Here is a 24,143-nt window from a genome sequence, read left to right as displayed (position 1 = left end):
GCTTGTTCATTACCTGGGAAATATTTTCATCATTTTAAGGCTTTGATACAGATGTATGTATCATAATGGTAAACAGAGACGTCTCTAAAGTGATACGCTGAAAAAAGACAGCTGATGTCTTCTTCACTGTACGTTGAAAGAGACTGTGAGCGTTTTTGTTCCTTCATTAGTTCCTGCTTTTGAAAAGATAAGAATACTTCTCCATCCACTTGAAGAACACGATATACCTCTTTCATGACTTGTTCGATATCTGGCAAGTAATAGATGGTCTGCACTGTGAACAATTTATTGAATGATCTGTCTTCAAAAGGTAATTTCTCAGCTTTTCCAAGTGTGATAACGGCTTTTTCCTGCTCGACAAGCCTCTTATGTTTTCTTTTCGCGTATTTTACCATATGACGCGAAGCATCGATTCCATATACTTTTCCTCGATCAAGTTTTTCCGCTACTTTAGATAATGTCATACCTCTTCCAGTACCAATTTCTAAAATCCGGTCGTTTTCTTGTATATTTAAGAGTTGAATCGTCCATTGATTGATATTATGATGATTTTTTTCCATATAGCGGGCAACCCATTTTGAGAACAAGCCCTTTGGTTCCCTCATTTGTTTTCCAATCCAGCTTTGAATCAATGTCAACACCTGCTTTGCACCAGTAAATAAAACTATTTACGAATTTTCTTACTTTTCATATCGGCTCTCGCCTAACAAAAGTTAAGACCTAGTCCTAATTTCTTTGTCTTTTATTAGACGGCACCTTTTCTGAAAATGTTTCGCACGTCATGAAAAATATTTAAACAAATAGGCATTTTCATTAATTGTGCTCAGATTGATTTCGTTTTCTGCATGAGCTGCATATTTTATGAATGTATCTTGATTAGATAAAGGTGGTGCTAGATTATGGGCTTTGGCGGTTATTCTGGAGGCTACTGCGGTGGCTACGGTGGCGGTTTTGCAGGCGGATTCGCATTGCTTGTTGTACTGTTCATTTTGTTAATCATCATCGGTGCAAGCTGGATTTGCTAATGTAAAAGGAGCAGGAAACGATAACGTTTCCTGCTCCTTTTCTTTAATACCAATAGGTTGGATAATTGTACATATAGCGTCTGAGCATTTCTTCTTGCTCTCTTTGCATTCTGTATGGATTGCCGTATCCGTGCTTTAAAGAATGCGGAATAGACGCATACCCGTGCCCCACTGACGGAAACCTCATATATGGTGACATCGACATTCATTGATCACCTCACAATCTCCTTTTACGGTTATCATATGTGCAGGTGATCAATGTGGAGCGTGTCTAAACCTGGTCCTTCTCCCTTGTATAACAATCAAGCATTGCAAGCATCATAAACATGTCAATCTCCTCCTTTTCATGTTTTTATTGTCCTTTTTAGTTCATGTACTTTAGTTGTTTCTGCTTCATTTCTTCATAAAACGTTTCGACTTGTTGTTCATAAAGAACGGTTTCAATGTCCTTGTATTTACGTTGGATCGTCAAAGTAATAAAAAATAAATGGATTGTCATATACGCTCACCTCCCTTCAGTTCGCAGCACGCGAAATAGCCCGCAGATCTTCTTTATCAGTTGACCTGCGGGCACACAAAAATGCAGATCAAAAGACAGTGTCTTCTAACCTGCGATGGATGATACGTGAAATCCTCGTTTACTTAAACAGTTTTGTAGCGTGAACCGTAAAAGGTAAAGGAAGGACACGAGCTCTTCCACAGGCTGATGACATGATGAAATTGGTTGTTGAATTGATCACAAGTAGATACGAATAACATATTCTTCAGCCTCCTTTACGTTTTTAATTACTTTGTAAGTATATCCAGCAAGCACCATTTTGTAAACCTGTTTTTAGTAAATTAGATGATTTTTGTGTGTTTGACTAAATTTCTACAGTGATTCTTGTCCGATTATCCAGTGCAATTTAAAAAAGTCTCCTCATCATATGAGGAGACTTTTTACTTAATCTTCATCTAGTTCTTGTAGCTTTTTTTGAAAAAAGATCGCACGTTTCACGCAAAGGAAAGCAGCCAATAGGAAAACACAATCAACTGCCAGCATCAGCATTTTTGGTGATGCTTCTATGTGCTGATTCGGTAAAATCGTACCAATATATAAAAAGGTGCTGACAGCAAGCAAAATAAAAGCGTATTGCTTGTAATCTGTCACTAAACCATCCCACTTTTTCTTCACTTGTTTCACCTTCCCGTTATCAATGTCTATTGATAGCTTACCATAGTGAGAGAAAGCGAGGGGCATGTAAATCTATCCATTCGTTACTGCGTCGAGTCCTTGTTCAATATCATGTAATAAGTCATCAATATCCTCAATACCGACAGAAATACGGATTAAACCATCTGTGATGCCAAGCTCTTCTCTGCGCTCTTTTGGAATGGATGCATGGGTCATGCGAGCAGGAACAGAGATTAAACTTTCAACCGCCCCTAGGCTTTCTGCGATTGTAAACAATTTCAATTGGCTTAAAAACACGTCGACATTTTCTTCTTTTCCAATATCAAAAGAAATCATACCGCCAAAGCCTGTTGCTTGAGTTTTTGCAAGCTCATGACCTGGGTGAGCGCTTAAACCTGGGTAATAGACACGTGTAATCGCAGGATGCTGTTCTAAAAACTCAGCGATTTTCTGCGCGTTTTGTTGATGTGCTTCCATTCTTAGTCCGAGCGTTTTCATCCCTCGCATTAGAAGCCACGCATCTTGCGGTCCAAGAATACCGCCTGTAGAGTTTTGAACAAAGTGCAGTTCTTCACCAAGCTCTTCAGTAGCTGTCACGACAAGTCCGCCCACCACATCACTATGGCCGCCTAAATATTTTGTGGCACTGTGCAAGACAATGTCAGCCCCATATGAAATCGGCTTTTGAAAATATGGGGTAAAAAACGTATTATCGACAATCATCAAAATGCCAGCTTCTTTTGTGATCCGGCTTATGGCTTGTAGATCGGTCATTTTCAGCAATGGATTGGTTGGTGATTCAATATAGACGGCTTTTGTTTCTGGTAAAATTGCTTTTTTCACCGCTTCAGGATCACTTGTGTCTACAAATGTGGCTTTAATGCCAATCCGGTTGAGCACCTTTGTCATCACACGATAGGTTCCGCCGTATACGTCGTCAGTCAATACGATATGATCTCCGCTGTTAAACAGCATCATCACAGCTGTAATTGCAGCCATCCCTGAACCGAATGCATAGCCGTTTGCCCCGCCTTCAAGATCACGAATGACTGTTTCCAGTGCTGTTCTTGTTGGATTCGCAGTTCTGGAATATTCATATCCAGTGTGCTCGCCTGCTTTAGGCTGCTTATAGGTGCTGACTTGATAAATAGGAACAGACACGGCTCCTGTTTTTTCATCACCAGTGATTCCACTATGAATCATCATTGTTTTTGGCTTCATTTTATTTTCCTCCCTCATAAATACCTTTACTTAGATAACGCTCACTGCTATCAGGAAAAATGGTCACGATCACCGTCCCAGGTGATGCCTTTTTCGCTTCCTCTAAAGCGGCAAATAGAGCGGCTCCAGACGAGCTTCCGATCAGAACACCTTCCTTTTCAGCTGCTTCTTTCACCATTCGGAAAGCATCATCGTCACTGACGGTATAAATTTCGTCAAATAAAGTCGATTCCATATAATCTGGAATAAATTCAAGGCCAATTCCTTCCGTTCTATGCGGTCCCGGCTTTCCGCCATTTAAAATAGATCCTTCTGGTTCCACGATCACTGTTTTTATCGCTTCTTTTTGCTCTTTTAAATAGGCAGCACAGCCTTGAAACGTTCCGCCAGAGCCCGCTCCTGCTACAAACACGTCTATGTTCCCCTGGAGGTCAGACCATATTTCTGGCCCAAGTGTTTTATAGTAAGTCAATGGATTTACTTGGTTTTTAAATTGTAAGACACAATAAGCATTGTCAAGGCTTGCCTCTAGTTCAAGGGCTCGATCAATCGCACCCTTCATCCCATCTTTTCTTGGTGTATGAATAATTTCTGCACCAAGCGCCTTCATGAGCTGTTGTTTCTCTTGACTAAAATGTTCTGGTACACAGAAGATCGGATGCAATTGATGTTTTCTTGCACTTAGCGCAAGCCCGATGCCTGTGTTTCCTGCAGTTGCTTCAATAATGGTTCCGCCTGGGCGCAGTTTGCCCGATGCCAGCGCTTCTTTAATCAGCATATCACCTAAGCGATCCTTAATACTTCCGCCTGGGTTCATCATTTCAAGTTTTGCATAAACATCAACACCTGCCGGCACACCCATCCCTGACAGTTTTAAAAGCGGTGTGTGGCCAATTAATTCCGTAATATCATGTATGACAGCCATATAAATCCCTTCCTTTGTATGGAAAAGAAGGGGGAAACCCCTTCTTTTATTGTGTTTGCTTTATCATACGCAGGACAAGGTCTGTTGAGTGAATCGCTGCTTGCTCTAGAAATTGATCAAAAGAGATATTGGATTCTTTCCCAGCAATATCTGACAACGCTCGAACGACCACAAATGGCGTTTCAAATAGATGGCAAACTTGCGCAACTGCTGCTGCCTCCATTTCCACTGCATACAGCTCTGGAAATTTCTCTCTCACAAACGCGACACGACCAGGATCATCCATAAATGAATCTCCTGTTGCAATCGTTCCTTTTGCCACTTGAATATGATCGATTTCTGAAGCAGATTCCTCTGCCAGCTTCACAAGCTGATCATCTGCGATGAAAGCAGCTGGTAATCCTGGCACTTGTCCATATTCGTAATTAAAGATCGTCACGTCCACATCATGATGTCTAACATCAGTAGAGATGACAATATCACCTACATTTAATGAGTGATGGAAACCGCCAGCTGATCCTGTATTGATCACATAATCTGGCTGAAAGCGGTCAAGCAGAAGTGTTGTGCTGACCGCTGCATTCACTTTTCCAATCCCTGATTTTAATAAAATCACTTCTTTATCTTCATAAACACCTGTTGTAAATTCACACCCAGCGATGTTTTCTTGTGTGGCATTCTTTAGTTGGTCTCTTAAAATCGTCACTTCTTCTTCCATTGCACCTATCACTGCGATTTTCAAATAAAAAACATCCTTTCATTCCCTTTTCTTCGCTTCTACGATCCACACAAAATCATTCATTTGATGAAAAGATGTGCTAAAACCTTCTTCTTCAAAGATTTGCTTTAACACACCTATGGATGGATAGTATTCCGTTTCTAAATCCTCTGCAAGCTGATCGAATCCAGCGGCTTTCGCTTTGTTCGTTTCAGCTTGATGTGCTGCTTGATTTTGAAACATTGTATCAGCAAAGACTATTTTACCACCTGAGGGAAGGATGTTGCCATAGGTGTGGATGGCTTGTTTTTTTTCTTCGTCCGTTAAATGATGGAAAGCATATGAACTGACGATCGTATCAGGCTCAAAAGGTGGAGCTGGAAACGATAAAAAATCTCCGTCATGAAATACATTTGGTATTCCTTTTTGAAGAGCCGCTTTCTTCATGGCTTCTGAAGGTTCAACGCCAAACACTTTCTTATCTGCTTGAAGCAGTGCCGCCGTTAGGTTTCCTGTGCCGCTTCCAAACTCAATGACATGTTGACCTGCACGGCGAGTAATCTCTTTTAGAATGGCCGGATACCGGCGAAATACTTCTTCATACTGCTCGTCATGACCACTTACAGTGTCATCATAAGATTCAGCCCAATGATCAAATAAAGAAAGAAACTCACGTCCCATTTTTCTTTCCCTCCACTTTATCTATTTATTCCTATCCGTATAGTATGTTTTATTCCGTCGAACAGTTCCTATCCTACCACATCTTCTGATTCTTTCCTACTAAAAAATACTGGGCGGGGTAGAAAAATATTTGCCCTTTTGAATGGGAGAGATTATGATGAATCTAGAGCATGGAGGGATGAATGAAATGGATTTTCAACTGGATTTTTTAAAGGACAAAATTGAATTTTTTGAAGCAACGTCTTTAAAAGAACTTGAACAAAAGATCCAAAAACAAATTGAACATAATCAGGCGATCTTGCTGACTGTTCATTCTGTGAGTCATCAAACGACTGTCATTGATGATAAGATTTTGTATACAGCAGTTGTTCATTTTAAAGCGAATGTCTCATAAAAAAAAGATCAGCGTATAGGCAGTCAGGTCTGTGCGCCGGTGCTAGTCCTTCCTAGACTGCAAAGGTTTTCTATCACGCTGAAAAGAAGAAAAAGGCTAAAATGAAGTTCATTTTAGCCTTTTTGCATGCATCTTTTTTATTTTATTTTAATTTTTCAACCTTCACAGGTTTCCAGCCTTTTTCGTCCACCCACGTAATTTCTACACGGTAGCGTTCACCTGTTGATTTATCACGGATGGTTCCTTTTGCATCTTGAGGTCCTCCGTTATTTCCTAACCAAATAACAGTCATTTGATCTTCTGAGATTCCTGTCGCATAGGACATGGCTTTGATCATTTCTTTCCAGTCTTTTGAGTTAGCATCATAGGTTGCTGTATGTGATCCCGATTGCTCTGTTCCTACAGGCTCCCAGTTATCGTTTTCATATGTTTTGTCTACGTCACTTGTTTTACCGCCATCTGTTTCTGTGGCATCTTTTAACGCATCTTTGTTTGGCTCTTCTTCATCATCTGTTTTCTTTGTATCATCTTTTTTGTCAGATGAATCGTCTTTTTTCGCATCCGCATCATCGGATGTATCTTTCTTTTGATCTTTCACATCTTCTTCTGAGTTTTGTTTATTTTCACTCGATGCAGGTGCTGTTTTGGATGGTTCGTTGGCTACATCTTTCGGTGGTCTATTAAAAATTAACAAACTCGATGCGACAACCAAAATAAGCACCACAACGATACCAATTAATATGTTAAGCACCATATTCGCCTTTCTGCGCTTATCACGATGTTCAAATCGAGAATTTCTACTCAAAATCTCTGCACTCCTTTGCCTCTGTTCCCTAAGTCGTTACTATTCTAACATGACATGAAGGGATGTTCTATGTCTGTTTCTTTTCAATTTCATTGACCTTTTTTACAATATCATAAAACGCTTCATTTGTCTTAGCCCGGCCACTTGCCTCATCAAGGTGAACAACGACGAGAGCGTATTTTGGTTTCTCTGCCGGAAAGTATCCGGCAAACCACTTGTGATAAAGTGGATTCCCCTGTTTATCTTTGCTGCCGGTTTGGGCAGTGCCTGATTTCCCTGCTATATGGAACGGCAGGTCTTGAAATCTTCTTCCTGTTCCTTTGTCAGACGTCACCACCTGCCTTAAGTACTTTTGCAAGGTTTGAGCTGTATAGCGGTCAATACTGTCACCATCAGGTCGTTTGTTTTGAAAGGATAGCATCGTTGTTCCGTTTTGATACATCACTTTATCTGCAATCCTCACTTCTTTTCGTTCTCCGCCCCTTGCAATCGTTGCCATCATATTGGCAATTTGTAAGGGGGTTGTTTTGACATTTTTTTGACCAATCGCCGTTTGCGCAATGGCTTTTTTGACATGCTTGTCTCTTTTATCTCCCCACACACTGCCTGTTTCTTCACGATCAAACTGTTTGAATTGTTGCTTATGGTATACATCCCCTTCCCAGCCGGCTCGATCCACAAGCCCAAGCTTTGAAGCTGTCTTTTCAAGGATTTGATCATCTGTTTGGATGAGCTGCTCAGCGAGTGTCGCAAATGTATAATTACAGCTTTGCGCAAAGCTTTCAGACAGATTCAGTACTTCCTGCTTTCCTTCTGGCTCTCCATATAAATTCTTTCGACAATCATACATCGTTTGTGGCTGGTTCAAGTTTTTTTCAATCGCTGCGGCAAGTACGACCGTTTTAAATACAGAACCGGGAGCCATTGCGGTCAGCATGTAATTTCTTGCCTCATGCCGGTTTTTGCTGGTCACATTTGGAACACTCGCCATCGCCAGCACACTGCTATTTTGAATGTCGAGCAGAACCGCTCCGCCTTTTTCAACACCTTGTGCTTTGAGAACATTCTCCATTTCCCTCTGCATGTCTTCGTCCATGGTTGTCTGCACTTGCAGCGGATAAAACGAATGAGCTTCTGCTGTATATTTGACGTCCATCCCAAACAAAGGGTTTCCCCTTCCGTCCACATGATATAACAATTTTGTGTCTTGCTCTGGTAATAGAAATTCGTCAAATGTACTTTCCAAACCGAATGTACCGATCTCAGTGCGGATTGAAAGCTCTTTTTTGTCCGGATAACGTTTTCTCAAGAGTTCTGGATTCTCGCTTGTGAAACCTAATGTGTGGAGGGCAAGTCTTTTTTTGTCCTTCTCTTTCATATATACGCCGTAAACACCTGAATATTTCATATCATTGATGTCTTTCAGCTTTTTTTTCGTGATATCATCTTTTAAAATGAGTGGTTTCTTCGTTTCTGTCAGCTGGCTCTTCAATTCATCTTCTTTCATCTCAAGTATAGAAGCGGTTTGTTTTAAGTGAGGGAGGTCATATTGCAGGAAAGGAAATATGATGACCGCAGGCTCTTCTTTTGTGAGAAGTGCCTCGCCGTTTCGATCTAAAAATTCGCCGCGTCCGTCTGAAATGACTACTTCTTCTGTCCGCTGCCTGACACTTTCTTGGATCAAATTAATATCAAGCTTTGAAAAAGATTCTGTGAAAAACAACTGAATTTCCGCTAGTCTAAATAGGAGACCGAGCAATAAGATAAAAATAATGACACCTGTCCATTGGATTCTTCTTGTTTTCAGCATAAAAACACCTCGTCCCTATTGTGGACGAGGTGTTTATCGTATAAACGTAATTATGAAATTTTTACAATTTGGACGAACATTTCTCCGCCAGGTGTTTGAACTGTGACTTTGTCGTCTACTTGTTTGCCTAAAAGGCTTTTTGCAATTGGTGAATCGTTTGAAATTTTGCCTTCAAACGGATCAGCTTCTGCACTTCCTACAATCGTATAAGACTCTTCTTCACCGTCCGGTAATTCAACGAATGTCACCGTTTTACCGAGTGAAACAATATTTGAGTTACCTTCATCTTCAATAATTTTGGCATTACGAATCATATTATCAAGCGTTGTAATACGACCTTCTACAAACGCTTGCTCTTCTTTAGCAGAATCATATTCCGAGTTTTCAGAGAGGTCTCCAAAACTTCTAGCGATTTTAATACGCTCTACAACCTCTTTACGTTTAACCGTTTTCAAATATTCAAGCTCTTCTTCTAATTTGCGCTTTCCTTCTTCTGTCATTGGAAATACTTTCTCTTGTGCCATGAATCATTCACTCCTTCTATTAATCCTCATCATACAAGCTTTCTGCATGTGAGTGACGACTGAAATATACAAGAATGAGGACATATTCCGGCCCTCATTCTTTCTGTCCCATATTCGTAAAAGTCCATCTTACATGGCGTCCCTTTTAGATGCAACTATTATGCCTTTTTATTAGGCAGGAACAGCAGCGGTCTCATGATGATGTATTATCTTCATCGCACAAACTGTGGAAAGGCACAGGAAGCTCCTGTACCTCGTTCGGCCATTTCGATCATATGTAGAAGAATAGCTTATCCATTCTCCATCTTCCAATACATAATATGGTCAGTGTACGATATGTCTATGCTATATTATTACAAAATTGCATTTTGATCAAGAATTGTTTGAAAATTTGTGATGATTTGTTTGTCGTTTTTTTAATATACTTTTACAAAGCAGGAATAACTGAAACTTTCAGCATCCCATCGTGATTTTCCTGTCTTCATTTCGCAGCATTGTTTTCCTATCATATCAAATCTTTTATTCAGAGGGCTGCTTCTTACAATGCTCACCGATGATTTCGGACTAGCCATTACTAAAGTATTGACTACAAGAGCATGATGTTGAAAAGACCTTTACGTCGTAAAGGTCTTTGTTCTTCTCCACCATTTACTCTCCGCGGTTTTGAAGAATCGTTTGAATTTTTGTGACCATGAGGTCTATTGCGACATGGTTTTGTCCGCCTTCTGGGATGATGATATCGGCATATCGTTTTGACGGTTCAATGAATTGATTGTGCATCGGTCTGACGACAGATACATATTGTTCAATCACGGAATCAATCGATCTGCCTCTTTCTTTCGTATCACGTAAAATACGGCGAATGATCCGAAGATCTGCATCAGTATCCACATACAGTTTAATATCCATTAAGTTTCTTAGACGTTCATTTTCAAGAGCAAAGATTCCTTCAACGATGATGACATCTTTAGGTTCAACATGTACCGTCTCTTCTGAACGTGTGTTTAGTTTAAAATCATAAATTGGTTTTTCAATGGACTCGTACTTTAGCAGCGCTTCTACATGCTCAATCATCAGGTCATTGTCAAATGCAAGCGGATGATCATAATTGGTCAGCAGGCGCTCTTCAAATGGCATATGACTTTGATTTTTATAATATAAATCTTGCTGAAGCATGAGGATTGAATGTCCTTTAAATTTTTCGTAAATGGAATTGGTGACGCTCGTTTTACCTGAACCCGAGCCGCCAGCGATTCCAATCACCACTGGTTTTTTCCCCATGTGCCGGTTATTTCCCCTTTCTCATCATGTTGCTAGGGTATACTTTTTGATCAAGCTTAAATTTCACAATTTGCAGTGGATGACGAGCAGCATCGAGTTCGTTCCCTTTTTCGTCCCAAATCGTCTCAATCTTGCATGTGAAATTTTGGATTTCTGGACCGAAAAATTCAACTTCGTCGCCAGCTTTAAAGAAATTACGCTGCTGTAATGTGACAATTTGTTCTTGTTCATCATAATGAAGCACAAGTCCGACGAAATCAAAGGTCGTTTTCTTTCCGTGAATGCCAAACATTTGTTCATCCGTTCCTGGTACACCTTCAAAAAAGGCAGGAGCCGTGTCACGGTTGGCACATTTGTCTAATTCATCGAGCCATTCTTGTTGAATGACGAAATTGTCTGGATCAGCACAGTAAGCATCAATGACTTTACGATAGACACTGACAACTGTTGCTACATAATGAATGGACTTCATTCGTCCTTCGATCTTTAAGCTATCAATTCCCATTTCGATCATTTGCGGTATAGATTCGATGAGTTTTAAATCTTTTGGACTCATCGCAAATGGTGCGTCTTCTTCACCGAATAAAGGCGCTTCCTCAGAGCCTTCTAGTTTATAAAGATCATAATCCCAGCGGCAAGATTGGCAGCAGCCTCCGCGGTTTGAATCTCTCGCTGTCATATGGTTACTGAGCACGCAGCGGCCAGAATAAGCAATACACATCGCCCCGTGAATGAACGTTTCGATTTCAATATCCACTTTTTCTTTCATTTCTTTAATCTCTAGAGCGCTTGTTTCACGTGCAAGGACCACACGCTCAAGCCCTTCTTCCTTCCAAAACTGCACAGCTTTCCAATTTGAAAGAGATTGCTGTGTGCTCAAGTGAACTTCAAGTTTTGGAGCTACTCGTTTGCATGTTTCGATGATGAGTGGATCAGCCACAATAATTCCCGCTACACCCGCTCCTTCAATCCCTTGAAGATATTCTTCCAGCCCGTCCATGTTTTCGTTGTGGGCGAAAATATTCGTTGTCACATAAATGCGAGCACCGTATTTGTTCGCAAATGCGACACCTTCTGCCATTTCTTCGATTGAAAAGTTATCTGCATTTGAACGAAGTCCAAATTCTTTCCCACCAATAAAAACAGCGTCTGCTCCATAATGCACAGCAATTTTTAGTTTTTCTAAGTTTCCTGCTGGCGCTAGCAGTTCTGGTTTTTTTGTAATGACACGTTTTCCATCGATCACTTCAGAAATTCCATCTTTTAAAAGTGCCATTTCCTCTGCCTCCTTTTATCTTAATAAACCGTTTCTTTAAAGAAAAATCCTGTATCGATTGAGCGGTTGACAGGCTGGATCTCTTCAATACGCTCCACCCATTCATCTTTTTGATCTTCATAGGCTTCCTTATCAGTCACTAGTAAATCAATGGCTTTTCGATAGAGGGATGTCACCTCTGTCATATAAGAAAGTGACTTTAAAATTCCGTCAATTTTAAATGAGTCAATGCCTGCGTCGACAAATTCTTCTAATTCATCAATCATACATACATCATTTGGACTCATAATGTGTGTGCCATTTTCATCCTCAAAAATAGGATATTTGTTTTGACGCTCCTGGTCGTGAAGGAATAGACCTTCTTCCATATTTCTTCCTTCCACGTCCATTTGTTTGCCTTGATATTCAAAATAGTTGCCAACAAGTGTCCGTTTCGATTGAAACATACAAGTCATGCCGTGGACTTGAATTTCAATCTCCACTTCGGCGTTTTCTTTGATATCAATCACACTGTCCATATTGAGTTCTTTGGCAAGAACAGCACGTGTTGCGCCTTTTCTGCCCCAGTAGTTACAAGTGTAATAGTTTGTCCCAGTTGTTTCTGTACTCCAGTGCAGATTCAAGTTGACACCTGTTTCTTTTGCGGCCATGATCACTGCCGGATCTCCAAAAACGACACCATCCACGTTTAACCCATCGAGAAAGGTTAAATAATCTCCAAGCAGTGCCACACGGTCATTATGAAAAATCGCATTCATGGCGACATATACTTTTTTGTGATGTGCATGTGCGAGTTGAACCGTTTGTTTCACATCTTCTCTTGAAAATTCACCTGCAAGACGGATTCCATATGTTTGTTCACCTATTAAAAATGCGTCAGCACCCGCTTCAATGAGCGGCAGTACATCCGACACCTTACTTGGCGTCACAAGCAATTCTGGTTTTTTCATGATTGGTCACCTCTTTTTGTACTAATAGCGATCCCATCTCCAACCGGAATGATACACGTTTGGTAGTCAGGATTTGACATCAGCCATTGATTGTATCGATCAATTTTGCCTATTAATTGTTTTTTTCGTTTATCTTCAATTTCTTCTTCATAATTTGTCGCAACTAAGCCTTTAAATAATACGTTGTCTGTAATAATCATTCCATCATCGGACAGCATCGGTTCAAACAGCTCAAAAAAGCGTTGATACTGGCCTTTTGCCGCATCAATGAAGATCACATCATAGGGCGCCATCGTCTGAACCGTTTTAGCTGATTCGATCGCATCGCCAAAAAACACGTGAATTCTATCTTTGAAATGTAATTCTTCAATATTTCGTGTCGCTTCCTCATAACGTTTCGCATTTCGCTCAATCGTATAGATTTCAGCATCTGGCAGAGCTTCTGCCATTCGAATCGCTGAATAACCAATCGCTGTCCCAACCTCAAGAATCTTCTTCGGTTTTTTCAAAGAAAGCAGCTGCAATAACAGTTCAATGCTCACCTTTTCCATGATTGGCACATGATGCTCTTTCGCATACTCCTCTAATTGAGCGATGGCATCAGGACTCGGCTCAATTAAATCTTCAATATAATCATTTATTTGATCATCTTCGATTGTCATTATATGTCTAGCTCCTTCATGACCTGAAAAAGAAGAGTCCTGCCTGCTGCAGCTCTCTTTCTCGTCAATCTTTCGTTCATCTAAGTAAAAACAACCCGATATATTTTACCACAAAGATGTGGTAATTGCGAACCTATAAAATGGATATAACAACGAAAAAAACTGCAGGCAATTTCACCATTGTCTACAGTCTTTTTCCTCTCACATGGGCGTTAGTTGCTGCCTGTGATGTATTTCGCTTTCGCTTTGTTGTGCTCATTTAACGTTTTCGTAAAGACGACTTCGCCATTTTTCTTTGCTAGGAAGTAAACAAAATCTGTTTTCTCTGGATGGAGTGCTGCTTTCCAAGAAGATTCTCCAGCATTGGCAATAGGTCCAGGCGGCAGCCCTTTGTTTGTATACGTATTATATGGTGATTTTACTTTTAAATCTTTGTAATAAACACGGGACTTATGCTCGCCAAGCGCATAAAGAACGGTTGGATCTGTTTGAAGCGGCATGTCCTTTTTCAACCGGTTATAAAACACACTTGAGATTTTTGCCCGGTCTGTTTTTTCGGTTGCTTCCATTTCTATTAGGGATGCCATCGTTAGGACATCATGGATGGACATCTTTCTCTTTTTCATGTCCTTTTCGTACGTTTTCACATATTGATCTGTTTGTTTAATCATCGTGTCAATGATTGTTTCAAGTGATTCATCCTCACGATAAAACGGATACGTCGCCGGGAATAAATATCCCTCTAACGGATGCTTGACTTGTTTCCCGTTCACTTGTGATGTCACCGTTTCCGGGTATTTTTTCATCAATTTTTTAATAAAGGCTGGATCATCCAGCTTCGCTTCAACTTCTTTCGCTGAAAAATTCGTCTGGTTTGCAATAATGGCTGCAATATCAGACAACTGTTTCCCTTCAGGTATCACAAGCTGAAATGCGTAGTCTGTCCCGCCAGATGTCAGCTTTTGAATCAGCTGATCCGCATCCATTGTTTGTTTGAGATGAAAATAGCCCGCTTTAAAGCCTGACGCTTTTTTGTACTTTGCATAGTAAGTGAAAATCGTGTCATTTGAAATCAGTTCATTTTCTTTTAAAATGCTCGCAATTCCACTGACAGATGTCCCATTTGGAATATGAATATTAATGGTTTGTTTGCTTTTTTGATCGACCGGCCCGAGTGCTGATTTTACATATAAAAAACCTGATAATGCTGCAATGATGATCACAGCAAGTACAGATAACAGGACGATCCCCATTTTTCGTTTAAAAAATGGTCGTTTCTTTTGTTCTGAAAACATGCATGGCCCTCCTCACATCTAGCTTTTATAGTACATGATTCGACGGAGTTCGGCAATTACTTGCTCATGCATGTCATGACAGAACTTGCCATAGTGTGGCTAAACCGACACCGCCTCCACTGCCAATTGCAGCCATGACATAGCTTCCATTCGGTAAGGCGCGGGCTTCGTAAAACAGTCTCACCATCATAGCAGCTCCCGAGGCGCTATATGGATGCCCAAGACAAAGCGCACCGCCTCTTTTATTGATACAGTCATAAGGAATACCTAGTGTCCGGGCAATGAGTACTACTTTGAGCGCAAACGCTTCATTGATTTCAAAAAGTGCAACATCTTCTATCTTCACCTGTTCCTTATGTAAAAGTTTCTTGATTGCATCAATTGGTGAAGCAGCAGGATAATGCGGGTCCATAGCGGTCACGGCACTCCCGATATACCGCAGCATAGGGCTGAAGCCTTTTGCCTCCGCTTCCGCTCTTTCCATCACAACGACGGCAGCTGCACCATCTGCTTCTTTACAGCTATTGGTCACAGTCACAGTACCTTTTCCTGGTAAAAAGACAGGTTTTGCCCGCTTTATCAAGCTTGCAATCGGTCTTATTTTAGCTGCCGCTTCATCTATGCTCAGCCCGCCAATCGGAACAATTTCTTCTGAATACGTTCCTTGCTTGAATGCGGTTATACTTCGTTCCCAGCTTAAAAGTGCATAGTCATCTTGCTCTTGTCTCGCAACTGAAAATCTCGACGCCGTCAGCTCTGCCGCTTCCCCCATATGAGGGTCCCCTATCCACTCTGGAGAAAAGCGGGCCCTTTCTTTCATTGATGACCGAGAAATGCTTTCCGTTCCACCAGCGATATACATTGATCCCTCCCCCGACTGAATCATGATGCACGCCGTTCTAATGGCTTCAAGACCGGAAGCACACTGCCTATCAATGGTCATACCCGGAATATGTAATGAAAGCCCTGCTTCTAACGAGGACAGACGGGCAATGTTGCCACCGCCCCCGACGACGTTGCCTAAAATGACGTCATCTGGCTTGGTCACGCTTGAAAAGTGCTGGATCAGGGGCGCAGCTAGATGCTCTGGCCGGTAATCCTTCAACATTCCATTTTTCTCACCGAAGGGCGTCCGCTTCGCTTGTACGATCACGGCTTGCATGATAATTGTTCCTCCGCCCACTTTTTCATACTGGCACGAGCGATTTTCCCTCCTGATGTTTCGATCATTTTGTCCGTGACGAGCCATTTTTTTGGTACTTTGTATGCCGCTAATGTTTCTTTTACAGCTTGCCGAATGGTTTTTGTTTGCTGTACATTCTCAATAATGGCAACAGGGATTTCGCCCCAATATGGATCAGGAAGTCCAATCACGATTGACCGATTCACCTCTGGCTGTTCATTCAGCACACGCTCAATTTCCTCTGGAAAAATATTCAGTCCCCCATAGACAATCATGCCATTCTCGCGGCCGCTCATATACAAGTAACCATCTTCGTCGAGCCACCCCATGTCATATACGGTCAGCCACTCTTCGGGCGGCTTTTCATCTTGTAAATAGCCTGAAAAAGACATTGGGCTTTTCACATAAATTCTCCCTATTTCATTTGACTTGCAAACGGTTTGATCTGCCCTCCTGACTTCAACCTGAATAGAAGGAAAAGGTTTTCCGACAGAAGTAGGTTTTTGCAGAAAGTCATCAGAAGATAAATAGGAAACAAAACTCAATTCTGATGTTCCATAAAAATCAAAAAATGTGATGTGAGGATAGCGGTTGACGAGCTGTTTTTTTGAAGAGTTTCCCCAATCTGCACCAGAAGACAGGACAAGAAGCGGATTCTTTCCGAAAGCATCCATTTGCAGTAACGATTCTGTCATGGTCGGAACCGTATAAATAGCCGTGATGTCTCCTCTTTCTAAGATGTTTTTTGCTTTCTCTGGCACAAATTTTTCTAACAATGTCACGGTGCCCCCGAAATAAAGTGTGCTGATCGCGCCGTATAAAAAATGAGAGGATAAAAGTGTGCCCAAAATCAGTACATGATCTTGATGTGTGATCCCAAAGACGGATGTTGTCATTTGAAAGCTCTCGATCCATGACTGCTGGCGTCTTATAAAGGCTTTTGGCGATCCCGTTGATCCTGAAGTAAATCCCATATAAAAAGCAGGATCTTCCTCCGGTTCACCTTTGTTCGATTGAACGTTTATGCTGAGGCTGATTCTTTCTTTCCATTCAGATAAAGAGAGCACTGGCATGTCCAGCTTGTACTTTTCAATCCTTTTGATATATCGATCTTCCACAATGACAAGGTCCGCGTCGCTTAATAAGAGCTTTTCCGCGCATTCCTTGTCACTCCACCGCGGATCAAGAGGCACCGCTGTCCATCCTGCAGAAGCTGCGCCAGCAAATAGTTGAAGAAACGGAACACCATTTGATACTAAAAAAGCGACTCTTTTTTGCTGATGAGGCGTTTCTTTTAACCATTGTGCAGTTGACTGCACACGCTCATGCCATTCTTCATAAGTGATCTGCTCTTTTTCATCTATGATCGCCATCTGATCTGGCTTCACTTTTGCATGAGCCGCATAGCTTTCCGTTATTCTCATCAAACTGCTCGCCTCCCTCTATGTAAGTCCCTTTTTCGATATGACATCGCTTGAATGATTTTCACCGTGAAGACAGCACATATCCCTGCTTTGATCAGATCACCCGGTAAATAAATGACGCTGAACAGAGCTGCTTGCGTGATCTTTATATGCATCATCATGGCTTGAAAGGGAATTCCGCCTATATATAATATCCCGATACTGCATACCGCATAGATCAAAAATAGTCGTAAGGCCGTCACTTTCTTCAGCCGGTTAAGCCACAGGCTGATCATAAAGGCAGCCACTGGATAAGCAAGTAAAAAACCACCGCTTGGCCCAAAAAAGACCCCTATTCCGCCTCTTCCTCCAGATAAAAGAGGTGCGCCTGCTGCCACTATTAGAAGAAACAGAAGTAAACTAATCAGCGCTTGCTTTGGTTTTAACAGCCCTCCAGCAAGCAAAAGACCTGCGGTTTGTAAGGTGATTGGTACAGGTGTAAACGCAAGAAAAATAGGCGGAATTAATCCTAACATCCCAATAACTGCTGTCATTAATGCCATTTGCATCATATCGTGAATTTTCAATTTTCATACCCCTCACTCGATGTTTTTGATAAAAATAGCGTAAAAGGTCGAGTGATATATGTCAACTAAATTTAAATAATAGTTTACATATAGAATGTAAAAAAAGACCTGTGAAGAAAGATCACAGAGATCATGTTCACAGGCCTTTTATTCGTTCTATTCTTCTTCGTCTTCTTGATCTAAGAACGTATTTAACGTTTCTTCAATCATGTCCCACTCTTCATCCGTTTCAATTGGCTCTAATTCGCCATCTTCACCGTCTTCGTTTGGTGTGAAGCTTGATGCATGAATTTCAATTTCTTCGTTATCTTGTTCAGAAATTGGGTAGTAAAGAACATATGATTTGTTAAAATGGTCGCTTTCAAAAGTAAATAGTACTTCGCAAAGCTGCTCATTTCCATTATCATCAACGATTGTAATTTGCTTTTCTCCGTGTTCCATTTGATTCACCTCATTTTAATTTAAGCTGTCTAAGTACCCTTGAAGGATCATAACAGCCGCCATTTTATCAATGACTTTTTTACGCTTTTGTCTGCTCACATCTGCAGAGATGAGCATTTTTTCTGCTGCCATCGTTGACAGACGCTCGTCCCAAAGCACAACAGGAACATTGTACGTGTTTTCTAACACTTTCGCAAATGATTGGCTGGCCTCGCCTCTTGGACCGACCGTACCGTTCATATTTTTTGGAAAACCAAGGACAATTTTATCCGTTCCATATTGCGAGACGATCTCAGACAGGCGGCTGAGACCAAAGTCTCCGCCTGCTTCATCAATTTTAATGGTTTCAATCCCTTGAGCTGTCCATCCCATTTCATCACTGATTGCCACACCAAGGGTTTTCGTGCCTAAATCTAAGCCTAAAATTCTCATGTTTTACGCCTCTTTATGTGTCTCTAAGTACGATTTAACCAATTCCTCAATTAATTCGTCTCGTTCTAGTTTACGAATTAGGTTGCGTGCATCCTGATGTCTTGGAATATAAGCAGGGTCGCCTGACAGCAAGTATCCGACAATTTGATTGATCGGGTTGTATCCTTTTTCTTGGAGTGCGTCATAAACTGTTATGAGCACTTCATTCACATTGGTTTCAGCTGAATCATCAGAGAAGTTAAACTTCATTGTCTTATCAAATGAACTCACTGCTTCTTGCACCTCTCTTCCAACATTCTACTAGCAAGCTTTTTTCTAACCGCTCATCTAATACCATTATTCTACACTACATTGACTGATTATAAAACGGATTTGACAGATTCTTCGACAGTTGCCAGTGCTTCTTCAAGCTTTTCTGGCTGTTTCCCGCCTGCTTGTGCCATATCTGGGCGTCCGCCTCCGCCTCCGCCGCAAATTTCAGCTGCCTGCTTCACAAGTTTTCCTGCATGAAGACCTTTTTCAATGACATCTTTTGTCACACCGGCTGAAATGTTGACTTTTCCATTTTGAACAGCACCAAGTACGATGACAGCTGAACCTAATTTCGCTTTTAAGTCATCAACCATCGTTCTTAAATGGTTCATGTCTTTGGCGTTTACTTTTTCAGTTAACACGTTCACTCCGCCAACTTCGATGACTTTTTCTAAAATAGAGCCAGCTTCTGCTTGACTTAATTTCGCAAGAAGTGATTCGTTTTCTCTTTGAACTTCTTTTAAATCAGCCTGCAAGGAAGCGATGCGTTTTGGTACATCTTTTGTATTTGATTTCAGTTCATTAGCTGCCTTTTCTAAAATCGCAAGCTGATCATTTAATTCCTCATAAGCACCTTTACCCGTTACAGCCTCAATACGGCGTGTTCCAGCACCAATACCCGATTCAGATGCAATTTTAAACAATCCGATCTCTGCAGTGTTTTGAACGTGACAGCCTCCGCATAACTCGATGCTGTAATCACCCACTTGTACCACACGGACAATATCGCCATACTTCTCGCCAAACAGCGCCATTGCGCCCATTTCTTTTGCTTCAGCAATTGGTTTCAGGTCAATGGCAACCGAAATGCCTTCCCAAATCTTTTCGTTGACGATTTTTTCAATTTGTGACAATTCTTCTTTTGTTACTTGTCCAAAGTGAGAAAAGTCAAAGCGAAGTCTGTTTTCATTCACAAGTGAACCCGCTTGGTTAACGTGGCTGCCCAATACATCTTTTAGCGCTTGGTGCAAAAGATGTGTCGCTGTGTGATTTTTCACAATGCCTTTTCGAAGCGCTGATTCGACTTCTGCAGTGACTTCAATGCCTTTTTGAACCGTACCACTTACGACGACTCCTTCGTGGACATGCTGGCCGTTTGGCGCCTTTTTCACATCTTTGATATCAATGATCGCTTCGGCACTTTTTAACGTTCCTTTATCCGCCACTTGTCCGCCGCTTTCCGCATAGAAAGGTGTTTCATCTAATAAAATTTGCACCGTTTCCCCTTCGTGAGCTTCTGTGACAATTTCACCGTTTTGAAGCAATTCGATAATACGAGCATCTGCAGTTAAATTTTCGTAGCCAATAAACGTACTTTCTGCTTTAATATCGCCTAAAGCCCCGCCTTGAACCTGCATACTACCTACATCTTGTCTGGCATTTCTTGCACGTTCACGCTGCTTCTCCATTTCTAGCTGGAAGCCTTCTCGATCGACTGTCATGTTCTCATCTTCTGCATATTCTTCTGTAAGTTCGACCGGGAATCCATATGTGTCATAAAGCTTAAACACATCTTTACCGGAAATTTGTGAGCTGCCATTGTCTCGTTCTTTTTTGATCACTTCTGATAAAATGGCTAACCCTTCATTCAGTGTCTCATGGAAACGCTCTTCTTCATTTTTGATCACTTTTGCAATAAATTCTTCTTTTGCTTGAACATCTGGATAGAAATCCTTCATGATCTCCGCAACAACTGGAACTAGGTCATACATAAATGGACGGTGGATATGGATCGTTTTTGCATAACGCACAGCACGGCGCAGCAAACGTCTTAACACATAACCTCGGCCTTCATTAGAAGGAAGTGCTCCGTCACTGACGGCAAAGGCAACAGTACGAATATGGTCAGCAATGACTTTAAATGCTGTGTCTTTTTCTTTTGACTCCCCATAGCTTTCTCCAGAAATCGTTTCTACTGCACGAATAATCGGCATGAACAGGTCTGTATCAAAGTTCGTCGGTACGTTTTGAATCACAGAGACCATACGCTCAAGACCCATTCCTGTATCAATGTTTTTCTTCGGAAGCGGTGTGTATGTACCATCTGGGTTATGGTTAAATTCAGAAAAAACAAGATTCCATACTTCTAGATAACGTTCATTTTCTCCACCTGGATATAATTCCGGGTCGTTCATGTCGTTGCCATATGCTTCTCCGCGGTCATAGAAAATTTCGGTATTCGGACCACTTGGCCCCTCGCCAATATCCCAGAAGTTGCCCTCTAGACGAATAATTCGTTCCTCAGGGACACCCATTTTATCTCTCCAAAGAACATACGCTTCTTCATCCTCTGGATGCACCGTTACAGATAACAGATTCGGATCAAAGCCAATCCACTCATCACTTGTGAGGAATTCCCAAGCCCATTCGATTGCCTCTTCTTTGAAATAGTCTCCAATAGAGAAGTTGCCCAGCATTTCAAAAAACGTATGATGGCGTGCTGTTTTCCCTACATTTTCAATGTCATTTGTACGAATTGATTTTTGTGCGTTGCAAATACGCGGATTCTCAGGCACAACGCGGCCATCGAAGTATTTCTTTAACGTTGCCACCCCGCTGTTAATCCATAAAAGTGTTGGATCGTCATGCGGTACGAGGGACGCACTCGGTTCGACAGCATGTCCTTTTTCTTTAAAAAAATCTAAAAACATTTGACGTACTTGAGCTGAAGTTAAAGTTTTCATCATAAATCCTCCTTTTTTATTCCTCAATCTTCACACAAACGAAAAAACATCCCGCCCTATGCAAGCAAAAAACTACTTACACAGGGACGAGATGCTCTCGCGGTACCACCCTGATTATAGACATATGCGTCTATCACCTTCACATCCGATAACGCCGGAAGAGAGCGGCAGTGTTTATCTGCACTCGGGACTAGCTTCCGTTAAAGGTCTGATAAGGCTTTTCTCAGCAAACAAAGCCTCTCTCTGCAACAGCTTTTTAACGTACTCGGGTCCGTCATTGAATTCAATATGTATGAATCGAAATTATTATAGACAACTCGGCTCGTCTTGTCAATGAACGCTTCGTCTCATGTGAATATATTGCACAACGATGACCCTGATAATGGCTGCGGACGGCACGGCTAAAATCATTCCAATCAAGCCAAACAGCTCACCTCCAGCGAGTAGCACCAGCATGATCACGACAGGATGCATATGCAGGCTTCTCCCGACAATGATCGGACTCAGTACATTGCTTTCTAAAAATTGAAGCACGGCTACTGTAATTAGCACAATGATCACTGACTTCACTGAGATGGTAAAAGCGATGAAGACAGCTGGAATCGCTCCAATAATCGGGCCAAAATACGGAATGACATTCGTTGCGCCGATTAACATACCTAGTACAAGCGGATATGGAATATGGAACAGCCAAAGAACAATGGCAGCAGCTCCCCCAATTAAAGAACAGACAAGCAATTGCCCTCTAATATAATCCCCAAGTGAGTCATCCACTGCTTTCACAAAGGCATGTCCCCTTTTTCGAAAGCTTGGCGGGGTTAAATACCATGCTGCCCGCTTCATCGTGTTCATATCTTTTACCATATAAAAGACAAGAAAAGGAATAAGTGCAGCAACTAAGGCGTAATCAAGCAGTACTTTACAGCTTAGAATCATCCGCTCTGCCCCATTTGCGGCATACGTTTCAGATTGGACAATAAAACGATCCAGCCGTTCATGCAGTCCATCAGGCCAGTGGCTTGTATGACGATGAACATGTGATAAAGCACCATTATACGTTTCGGCAAGCATGGGAATTTGCTCCGACAATTCATTTAACTGAGCGATTAAAACCGGTGCCCCTTTATACACAGCCAAACCAATGCCGCCAAAAAACAGCACATATATCAATAAGAGACTGACCGTCCTCGGCAAACCTCGCTTATGTAGTCTTTCAACAATTGGATAAAGAAGATAAGAAATAAAAATAGCGATAAGAAGCGGGATCAAAACCGCTTTGAGCAATAAAAAAATAGGCATCCATAACTCGTCGAGCTGAACCAAAATGAGTAAAGACGCAAGGACAAGCAGTACACCTGCAGCATATATTAGAAACTCGATCGGACGTTTCTTCACCTTTTTCACCTCTCTTCTTATTGTTTAACCAACTTCTGCAATTATCCATGTAAATAAAATTTGTCCTAACTTTGTTAAAAATGAATACACATGAAACATACGGCTCCATCCAAAGTCACTGTTTGCTGTAAAATCTCGTTAGAAAATATTCCATTATTTTCTTATTTTTGCCTCATTTATGCTAGAATCCGCTTTAGCTCAATCTTTAGAAGAGGAGGTTCTTCATGATCACATTCGAAGAAGTCAACAAGCATTACGGCCAGTTCCATGTACTTAAGGACATTAACCTACATATTCAAAAAGGTGAGGTTGTTGTGATCATCGGTCCTTCAGGGTCTGGAAAAAGCACGATGCTCAGGTGTATCAATCGTCTTGAAAGCATTGATGAAGGAAAAGTCCTTGTCAATCAAGTGTCTGTTCAGCATCCGAAAACCAACATCAATCTCATCAGGCAAAATATCGGGATGGTGTTTCAGCACTTCCATCTTTATCCGCATAAGACGGTGCTTGAAAACATTATGCTTGCGCCGATGAAGGTTAAAAAAGTGAGCAAAGAAGAAGCAAAGGAAACAGCTGAATTTTATTTAAATAAAGTTGGCATTCCTGAAAAAGCAGACACCTACCCTTCTAGACTCTCAGGAGGACAGCAGCAGCGTGTGGCAATCGCAAGGGGACTTGCAATGAAACCTGAGGTCATGCTTTTCGATGAACCAACATCAGCTCTTGATCCAGAGATGATCGGTGAGGTGCTAGATGTGATGAAACAGCTGGCAAGGGAAGGAATGACAATGGTCGTTGTCACACACGAGATGGGGTTTGCCCGTGAAGTCGCGGACCGCATTGTGTTTATTGATGAAGGAAGAATTCTTGAAGAATCTACACCAGCTGCCTTTTATGAAAAACCGCGCGAGAAACGCGCTCAGCTCTTTTTAAGCCGTATTTTAAATCACTAGGGGGAATGAATT

General features: G+C 41.4%; 27 protein-coding genes and 1 other annotated feature. Of the genes, 3 read left to right on the top strand and 24 right to left on the bottom strand.

The genetic code is table 11. The features are described 5' to 3' along the window. Positions 1–29: 29 nt before the first annotated feature. The gene (locus tag FBF75_RS11995; RefSeq protein WP_081114971.1) at positions 30–632 is read right to left on the bottom strand and encodes a class I SAM-dependent methyltransferase; all 603 of its coding nucleotides are present in this window, start codon (positions 630–632) and stop codon (positions 30–32) included. Between the two features lie 267 nt (positions 633–899). Between FBF75_RS11995 and FBF75_RS20050 the strand changes: the two genes are divergently transcribed. Further along, positions 900–1,025, top strand: coding sequence for a YjcZ family sporulation protein (locus FBF75_RS20050; RefSeq protein WP_008342643.1), 126 nt, complete (start codon positions 900–902; stop codon positions 1,023–1,025). 43 nt (positions 1,026–1,068) lie between these two features. On the opposite strand, the gene FBF75_RS19680 is transcribed toward FBF75_RS20050, so the two are convergent. From FBF75_RS19680 to FBF75_RS11960, 7 genes are all read right to left on the bottom strand, one after another. Continuing rightward, positions 1,069–1,230, bottom strand: coding sequence for a hypothetical protein (locus FBF75_RS19680; protein ID WP_154666048.1), 162 nt, complete (start codon positions 1,228–1,230; stop codon positions 1,069–1,071). 159 nt (positions 1,231–1,389) lie between these two features. Beyond that, positions 1,390–1,524, bottom strand: a complete 135-nt coding sequence (locus tag FBF75_RS11985; protein ID WP_008342648.1) for a YrzI family small protein — start codon at positions 1,522–1,524, stop codon at positions 1,390–1,392. Positions 1,525–1,968: 444 nt separating this feature from the next. Further along, a complete protein-coding gene (locus FBF75_RS11980) occupies positions 1,969–2,199 on the bottom strand; it encodes a YrhC family protein (protein WP_017358091.1) in 231 nt (76 codons plus the stop codon). A gap of 72 nt (positions 2,200–2,271) precedes the next feature. Continuing rightward, positions 2,272–3,420, bottom strand: coding sequence for a bifunctional cystathionine gamma-lyase/homocysteine desulfhydrase (locus FBF75_RS11975; RefSeq protein ID WP_008342652.1), 1,149 nt, complete (start codon positions 3,418–3,420; stop codon positions 2,272–2,274). A 1-nt stretch (position 3,421) separates the two neighbouring features. Beyond that, positions 3,422–4,345 (bottom strand): PLP-dependent cysteine synthase family protein, encoded by a 924-nt coding sequence (locus FBF75_RS11970; protein WP_019743015.1) that lies wholly within the window; start codon positions 4,343–4,345, stop codon positions 3,422–3,424. A 46-nt stretch (positions 4,346–4,391) separates the two neighbouring features. Next, positions 4,392–5,087, bottom strand: coding sequence for a 5'-methylthioadenosine/S-adenosylhomocysteine nucleosidase (gene mtnN, locus FBF75_RS11965; protein WP_019743016.1), 696 nt, complete (start codon positions 5,085–5,087; stop codon positions 4,392–4,394). Between the two features lie 15 nt (positions 5,088–5,102). Then, positions 5,103–5,744 (bottom strand): class I SAM-dependent DNA methyltransferase, encoded by a 642-nt coding sequence (locus FBF75_RS11960; protein WP_136944776.1) that lies wholly within the window; start codon positions 5,742–5,744, stop codon positions 5,103–5,105. Positions 5,745–5,931: 187 nt separating this feature from the next. Here FBF75_RS11960 and FBF75_RS11955 point away from each other — a divergent pair, with 187 nt between their 5' ends. Further along, the gene (locus FBF75_RS11955) at positions 5,932–6,138 is read left to right on the top strand and encodes a YrzA family protein (protein WP_024718362.1); all 207 of its coding nucleotides are present in this window, start codon (positions 5,932–5,934) and stop codon (positions 6,136–6,138) included. Positions 6,139–6,280: 142 nt separating this feature from the next. Here the strand turns inward: FBF75_RS11955 and FBF75_RS11950 are convergent, their stop codons facing one another. The 16 genes from FBF75_RS11950 to FBF75_RS11875 all read right to left on the bottom strand — a co-directional run bounded on the left by FBF75_RS11950 (position 6,281) and on the right by FBF75_RS11875 (position 23,178). Beyond that, positions 6,281–6,943 (bottom strand): YrrS family protein, encoded by a 663-nt coding sequence (locus tag FBF75_RS11950; protein ID WP_007501430.1) that lies wholly within the window; start codon positions 6,941–6,943, stop codon positions 6,281–6,283. 67 nt (positions 6,944–7,010) lie between these two features. Then, positions 7,011–8,753: a peptidoglycan D,D-transpeptidase FtsI family protein gene (locus FBF75_RS11945; protein WP_136944775.1), complete on the bottom strand. Its 1,743-nt coding sequence runs from the start codon at positions 8,751–8,753 to the stop codon at positions 7,011–7,013. A 50-nt stretch (positions 8,754–8,803) separates the two neighbouring features. Beyond that, the gene (greA, locus tag FBF75_RS11940) at positions 8,804–9,277 is read right to left on the bottom strand and encodes a transcription elongation factor GreA (protein WP_007501433.1); all 474 of its coding nucleotides are present in this window, start codon (positions 9,275–9,277) and stop codon (positions 8,804–8,806) included. Between the two features lie 648 nt (positions 9,278–9,925). Then, the gene (gene udk / locus FBF75_RS11935; RefSeq protein ID WP_007501435.1) at positions 9,926–10,558 is read right to left on the bottom strand and encodes a uridine kinase; all 633 of its coding nucleotides are present in this window, start codon (positions 10,556–10,558) and stop codon (positions 9,926–9,928) included. A 7-nt stretch (positions 10,559–10,565) separates the two neighbouring features. Then, positions 10,566–11,834, bottom strand: a complete 1,269-nt coding sequence (locus tag FBF75_RS11930) for a peptidase U32 family protein (RefSeq protein WP_046344095.1) — start codon at positions 11,832–11,834, stop codon at positions 10,566–10,568. Positions 11,835–11,854: 20 nt separating this feature from the next. Then, the gene (locus FBF75_RS11925; RefSeq protein ID WP_008342670.1) at positions 11,855–12,784 is read right to left on the bottom strand and encodes a peptidase U32 family protein; all 930 of its coding nucleotides are present in this window, start codon (positions 12,782–12,784) and stop codon (positions 11,855–11,857) included. Continuing rightward, positions 12,781–13,446 carry an O-methyltransferase gene (locus FBF75_RS11920; protein ID WP_008342672.1) on the bottom strand — a complete coding sequence of 222 codons (666 nt, stop codon included), beginning with the start codon at positions 13,444–13,446 and terminating at the stop codon, positions 12,781–12,783. Before FBF75_RS11920 ends, FBF75_RS11925 begins: the two co-directional genes overlap by 4 nt. 212 nt (positions 13,447–13,658) lie before the next feature. After that, a complete protein-coding gene (gene mltG / locus FBF75_RS11915) occupies positions 13,659–14,741 on the bottom strand; it encodes an endolytic transglycosylase MltG (RefSeq protein WP_050827498.1) in 1,083 nt (360 codons plus the stop codon). 73 nt (positions 14,742–14,814) lie between these two features. Beyond that, a complete protein-coding gene (locus tag FBF75_RS11910; protein WP_099496639.1) occupies positions 14,815–15,903 on the bottom strand; it encodes an acetyl-CoA C-acyltransferase in 1,089 nt (362 codons plus the stop codon). Continuing rightward, positions 15,891–17,348, bottom strand: a complete 1,458-nt coding sequence (locus FBF75_RS11905) for an acyl-CoA synthetase (protein WP_046344994.1) — start codon at positions 17,346–17,348, stop codon at positions 15,891–15,893. The genes FBF75_RS11910 and FBF75_RS11905 overlap by 13 nt, the downstream gene beginning before the upstream one ends. Beyond that, the gene (locus tag FBF75_RS11900; protein WP_007501449.1) at positions 17,348–17,914 is read right to left on the bottom strand and encodes a biotin transporter BioY; all 567 of its coding nucleotides are present in this window, start codon (positions 17,912–17,914) and stop codon (positions 17,348–17,350) included. The genes FBF75_RS11905 and FBF75_RS11900 overlap by 1 nt, the downstream gene beginning before the upstream one ends. Before the next feature lie 156 nt (positions 17,915–18,070). Next, positions 18,071–18,355, bottom strand: a complete 285-nt coding sequence (locus FBF75_RS11895; protein WP_017358102.1) for a DUF1292 domain-containing protein — start codon at positions 18,353–18,355, stop codon at positions 18,071–18,073. A 15-nt stretch (positions 18,356–18,370) separates the two neighbouring features. After that, entirely contained in the window at positions 18,371–18,787 is a 417-nt protein-coding gene (gene ruvX, locus FBF75_RS11890; RefSeq protein WP_003216519.1) for a Holliday junction resolvase RuvX, read from the bottom strand. Between the two features lie 3 nt (positions 18,788–18,790). Continuing rightward, the gene (locus tag FBF75_RS11885) at positions 18,791–19,057 is read right to left on the bottom strand and encodes an IreB family regulatory phosphoprotein (protein WP_024718370.1); all 267 of its coding nucleotides are present in this window, start codon (positions 19,055–19,057) and stop codon (positions 18,791–18,793) included. Between the two features lie 89 nt (positions 19,058–19,146). Continuing rightward, a complete protein-coding gene (gene alaS, locus FBF75_RS11880) occupies positions 19,147–21,783 on the bottom strand; it encodes an alanine--tRNA ligase (protein WP_079920073.1) in 2,637 nt (878 codons plus the stop codon). A 79-nt stretch (positions 21,784–21,862) separates the two neighbouring features. Next, positions 21,863–22,070, bottom strand: a binding site (T-box leader). Between the two features lie 43 nt (positions 22,071–22,113). After that, positions 22,114–23,178 (bottom strand): AI-2E family transporter, encoded by a 1,065-nt coding sequence (locus FBF75_RS11875; protein ID WP_017367697.1) that lies wholly within the window; start codon positions 23,176–23,178, stop codon positions 22,114–22,116. A gap of 224 nt (positions 23,179–23,402) precedes the next feature. On the opposite strand from FBF75_RS11875, the gene FBF75_RS11870 reads away from it, so the two are divergent. After that, positions 23,403–24,131, top strand: a complete 729-nt coding sequence (locus FBF75_RS11870) for an amino acid ABC transporter ATP-binding protein (protein WP_007501456.1) — start codon at positions 23,403–23,405, stop codon at positions 24,129–24,131. The last annotated feature ends 12 nt before the right edge of the window (positions 24,132–24,143 follow it).

The organism is Bacillus sp. S2(2019) (genome assembly GCF_005144805.1).
GTDB lineage: Bacteria > Bacillota > Bacilli > Bacillales > Bacillaceae > Bacillus > Bacillus altitudinis.
The sequence above is the reverse complement of the archived record's forward strand: the minus strand, read 5'-3'. Positions and strand labels throughout refer to the sequence as shown.

What these genes read in the sequence shown, in the direction of transcription:
- alaS (WP_079920073.1), bottom strand. Translation starts at nt 21,783, where the DNA reads ATGAAAACTTTAACTTCAGCTCAAGTACGTCAAATGTTTTTAGATTTT.
- FBF75_RS20050 (WP_008342643.1), top strand. Translation starts at nt 900, where the DNA reads ATGGGCTTTGGCGGTTATTCTGGAGGCTACTGCGGTGGCTACGGTGGC.
- udk (WP_007501435.1), bottom strand. Translation starts at nt 10,558, where the DNA reads ATGGGGAAAAAACCAGTGGTGATTGGAATCGCTGGCGGCTCGGGTTCA.
- FBF75_RS11910 (WP_099496639.1), bottom strand. Translation starts at nt 15,903, where the DNA reads ATGCAAGCCGTGATCGTACAAGCGAAGCGGACGCCCTTCGGTGAGAAA.
- FBF75_RS11905 (WP_046344994.1), bottom strand. Translation starts at nt 17,348, where the DNA reads ATGAGAATAACGGAAAGCTATGCGGCTCATGCAAAAGTGAAGCCAGAT.
- FBF75_RS11925 (WP_008342670.1), bottom strand. Translation starts at nt 12,784, where the DNA reads ATGAAAAAACCAGAATTGCTTGTGACGCCAAGTAAGGTGTCGGATGTA.
- FBF75_RS11930 (WP_046344095.1), bottom strand. Translation starts at nt 11,834, where the DNA reads ATGGCACTTTTAAAAGATGGAATTTCTGAAGTGATCGATGGAAAACGT.
- FBF75_RS11895 (WP_017358102.1), bottom strand. Translation starts at nt 18,355, where the DNA reads ATGGAACACGGAGAAAAGCAAATTACAATCGTTGATGATAATGGAAAT.
- FBF75_RS11920 (WP_008342672.1), bottom strand. Translation starts at nt 13,446, where the DNA reads ATGACAATCGAAGATGATCAAATAAATGATTATATTGAAGATTTAATT.
- ruvX (WP_003216519.1), bottom strand. Translation starts at nt 18,787, where the DNA reads ATGAGAATTTTAGGCTTAGATTTAGGCACGAAAACCCTTGGTGTGGCA.
- FBF75_RS11985 (WP_008342648.1), bottom strand. Translation starts at nt 1,524, where the DNA reads ATGACAATCCATTTATTTTTTATTACTTTGACGATCCAACGTAAATAC.
- FBF75_RS11945 (WP_136944775.1), bottom strand. Translation starts at nt 8,753, where the DNA reads ATGCTGAAAACAAGAAGAATCCAATGGACAGGTGTCATTATTTTTATC.
- FBF75_RS11955 (WP_024718362.1), top strand. Translation starts at nt 5,932, where the DNA reads ATGGATTTTCAACTGGATTTTTTAAAGGACAAAATTGAATTTTTTGAA.
- greA (WP_007501433.1), bottom strand. Translation starts at nt 9,277, where the DNA reads ATGGCACAAGAGAAAGTATTTCCAATGACAGAAGAAGGAAAGCGCAAA.
- mltG (WP_050827498.1), bottom strand. Translation starts at nt 14,741, where the DNA reads ATGTTTTCAGAACAAAAGAAACGACCATTTTTTAAACGAAAAATGGGG.
- FBF75_RS11960 (WP_136944776.1), bottom strand. Translation starts at nt 5,744, where the DNA reads ATGGGACGTGAGTTTCTTTCTTTATTTGATCATTGGGCTGAATCTTAT.
- FBF75_RS19680 (WP_154666048.1), bottom strand. Translation starts at nt 1,230, where the DNA reads ATGTCGATGTCACCATATATGAGGTTTCCGTCAGTGGGGCACGGGTAT.
- FBF75_RS11975 (WP_008342652.1), bottom strand. Translation starts at nt 3,420, where the DNA reads ATGAAGCCAAAAACAATGATGATTCATAGTGGAATCACTGGTGATGAA.
- FBF75_RS11970 (WP_019743015.1), bottom strand. Translation starts at nt 4,345, where the DNA reads ATGGCTGTCATACATGATATTACGGAATTAATTGGCCACACACCGCTT.
- FBF75_RS11870 (WP_007501456.1), top strand. Translation starts at nt 23,403, where the DNA reads ATGATCACATTCGAAGAAGTCAACAAGCATTACGGCCAGTTCCATGTA.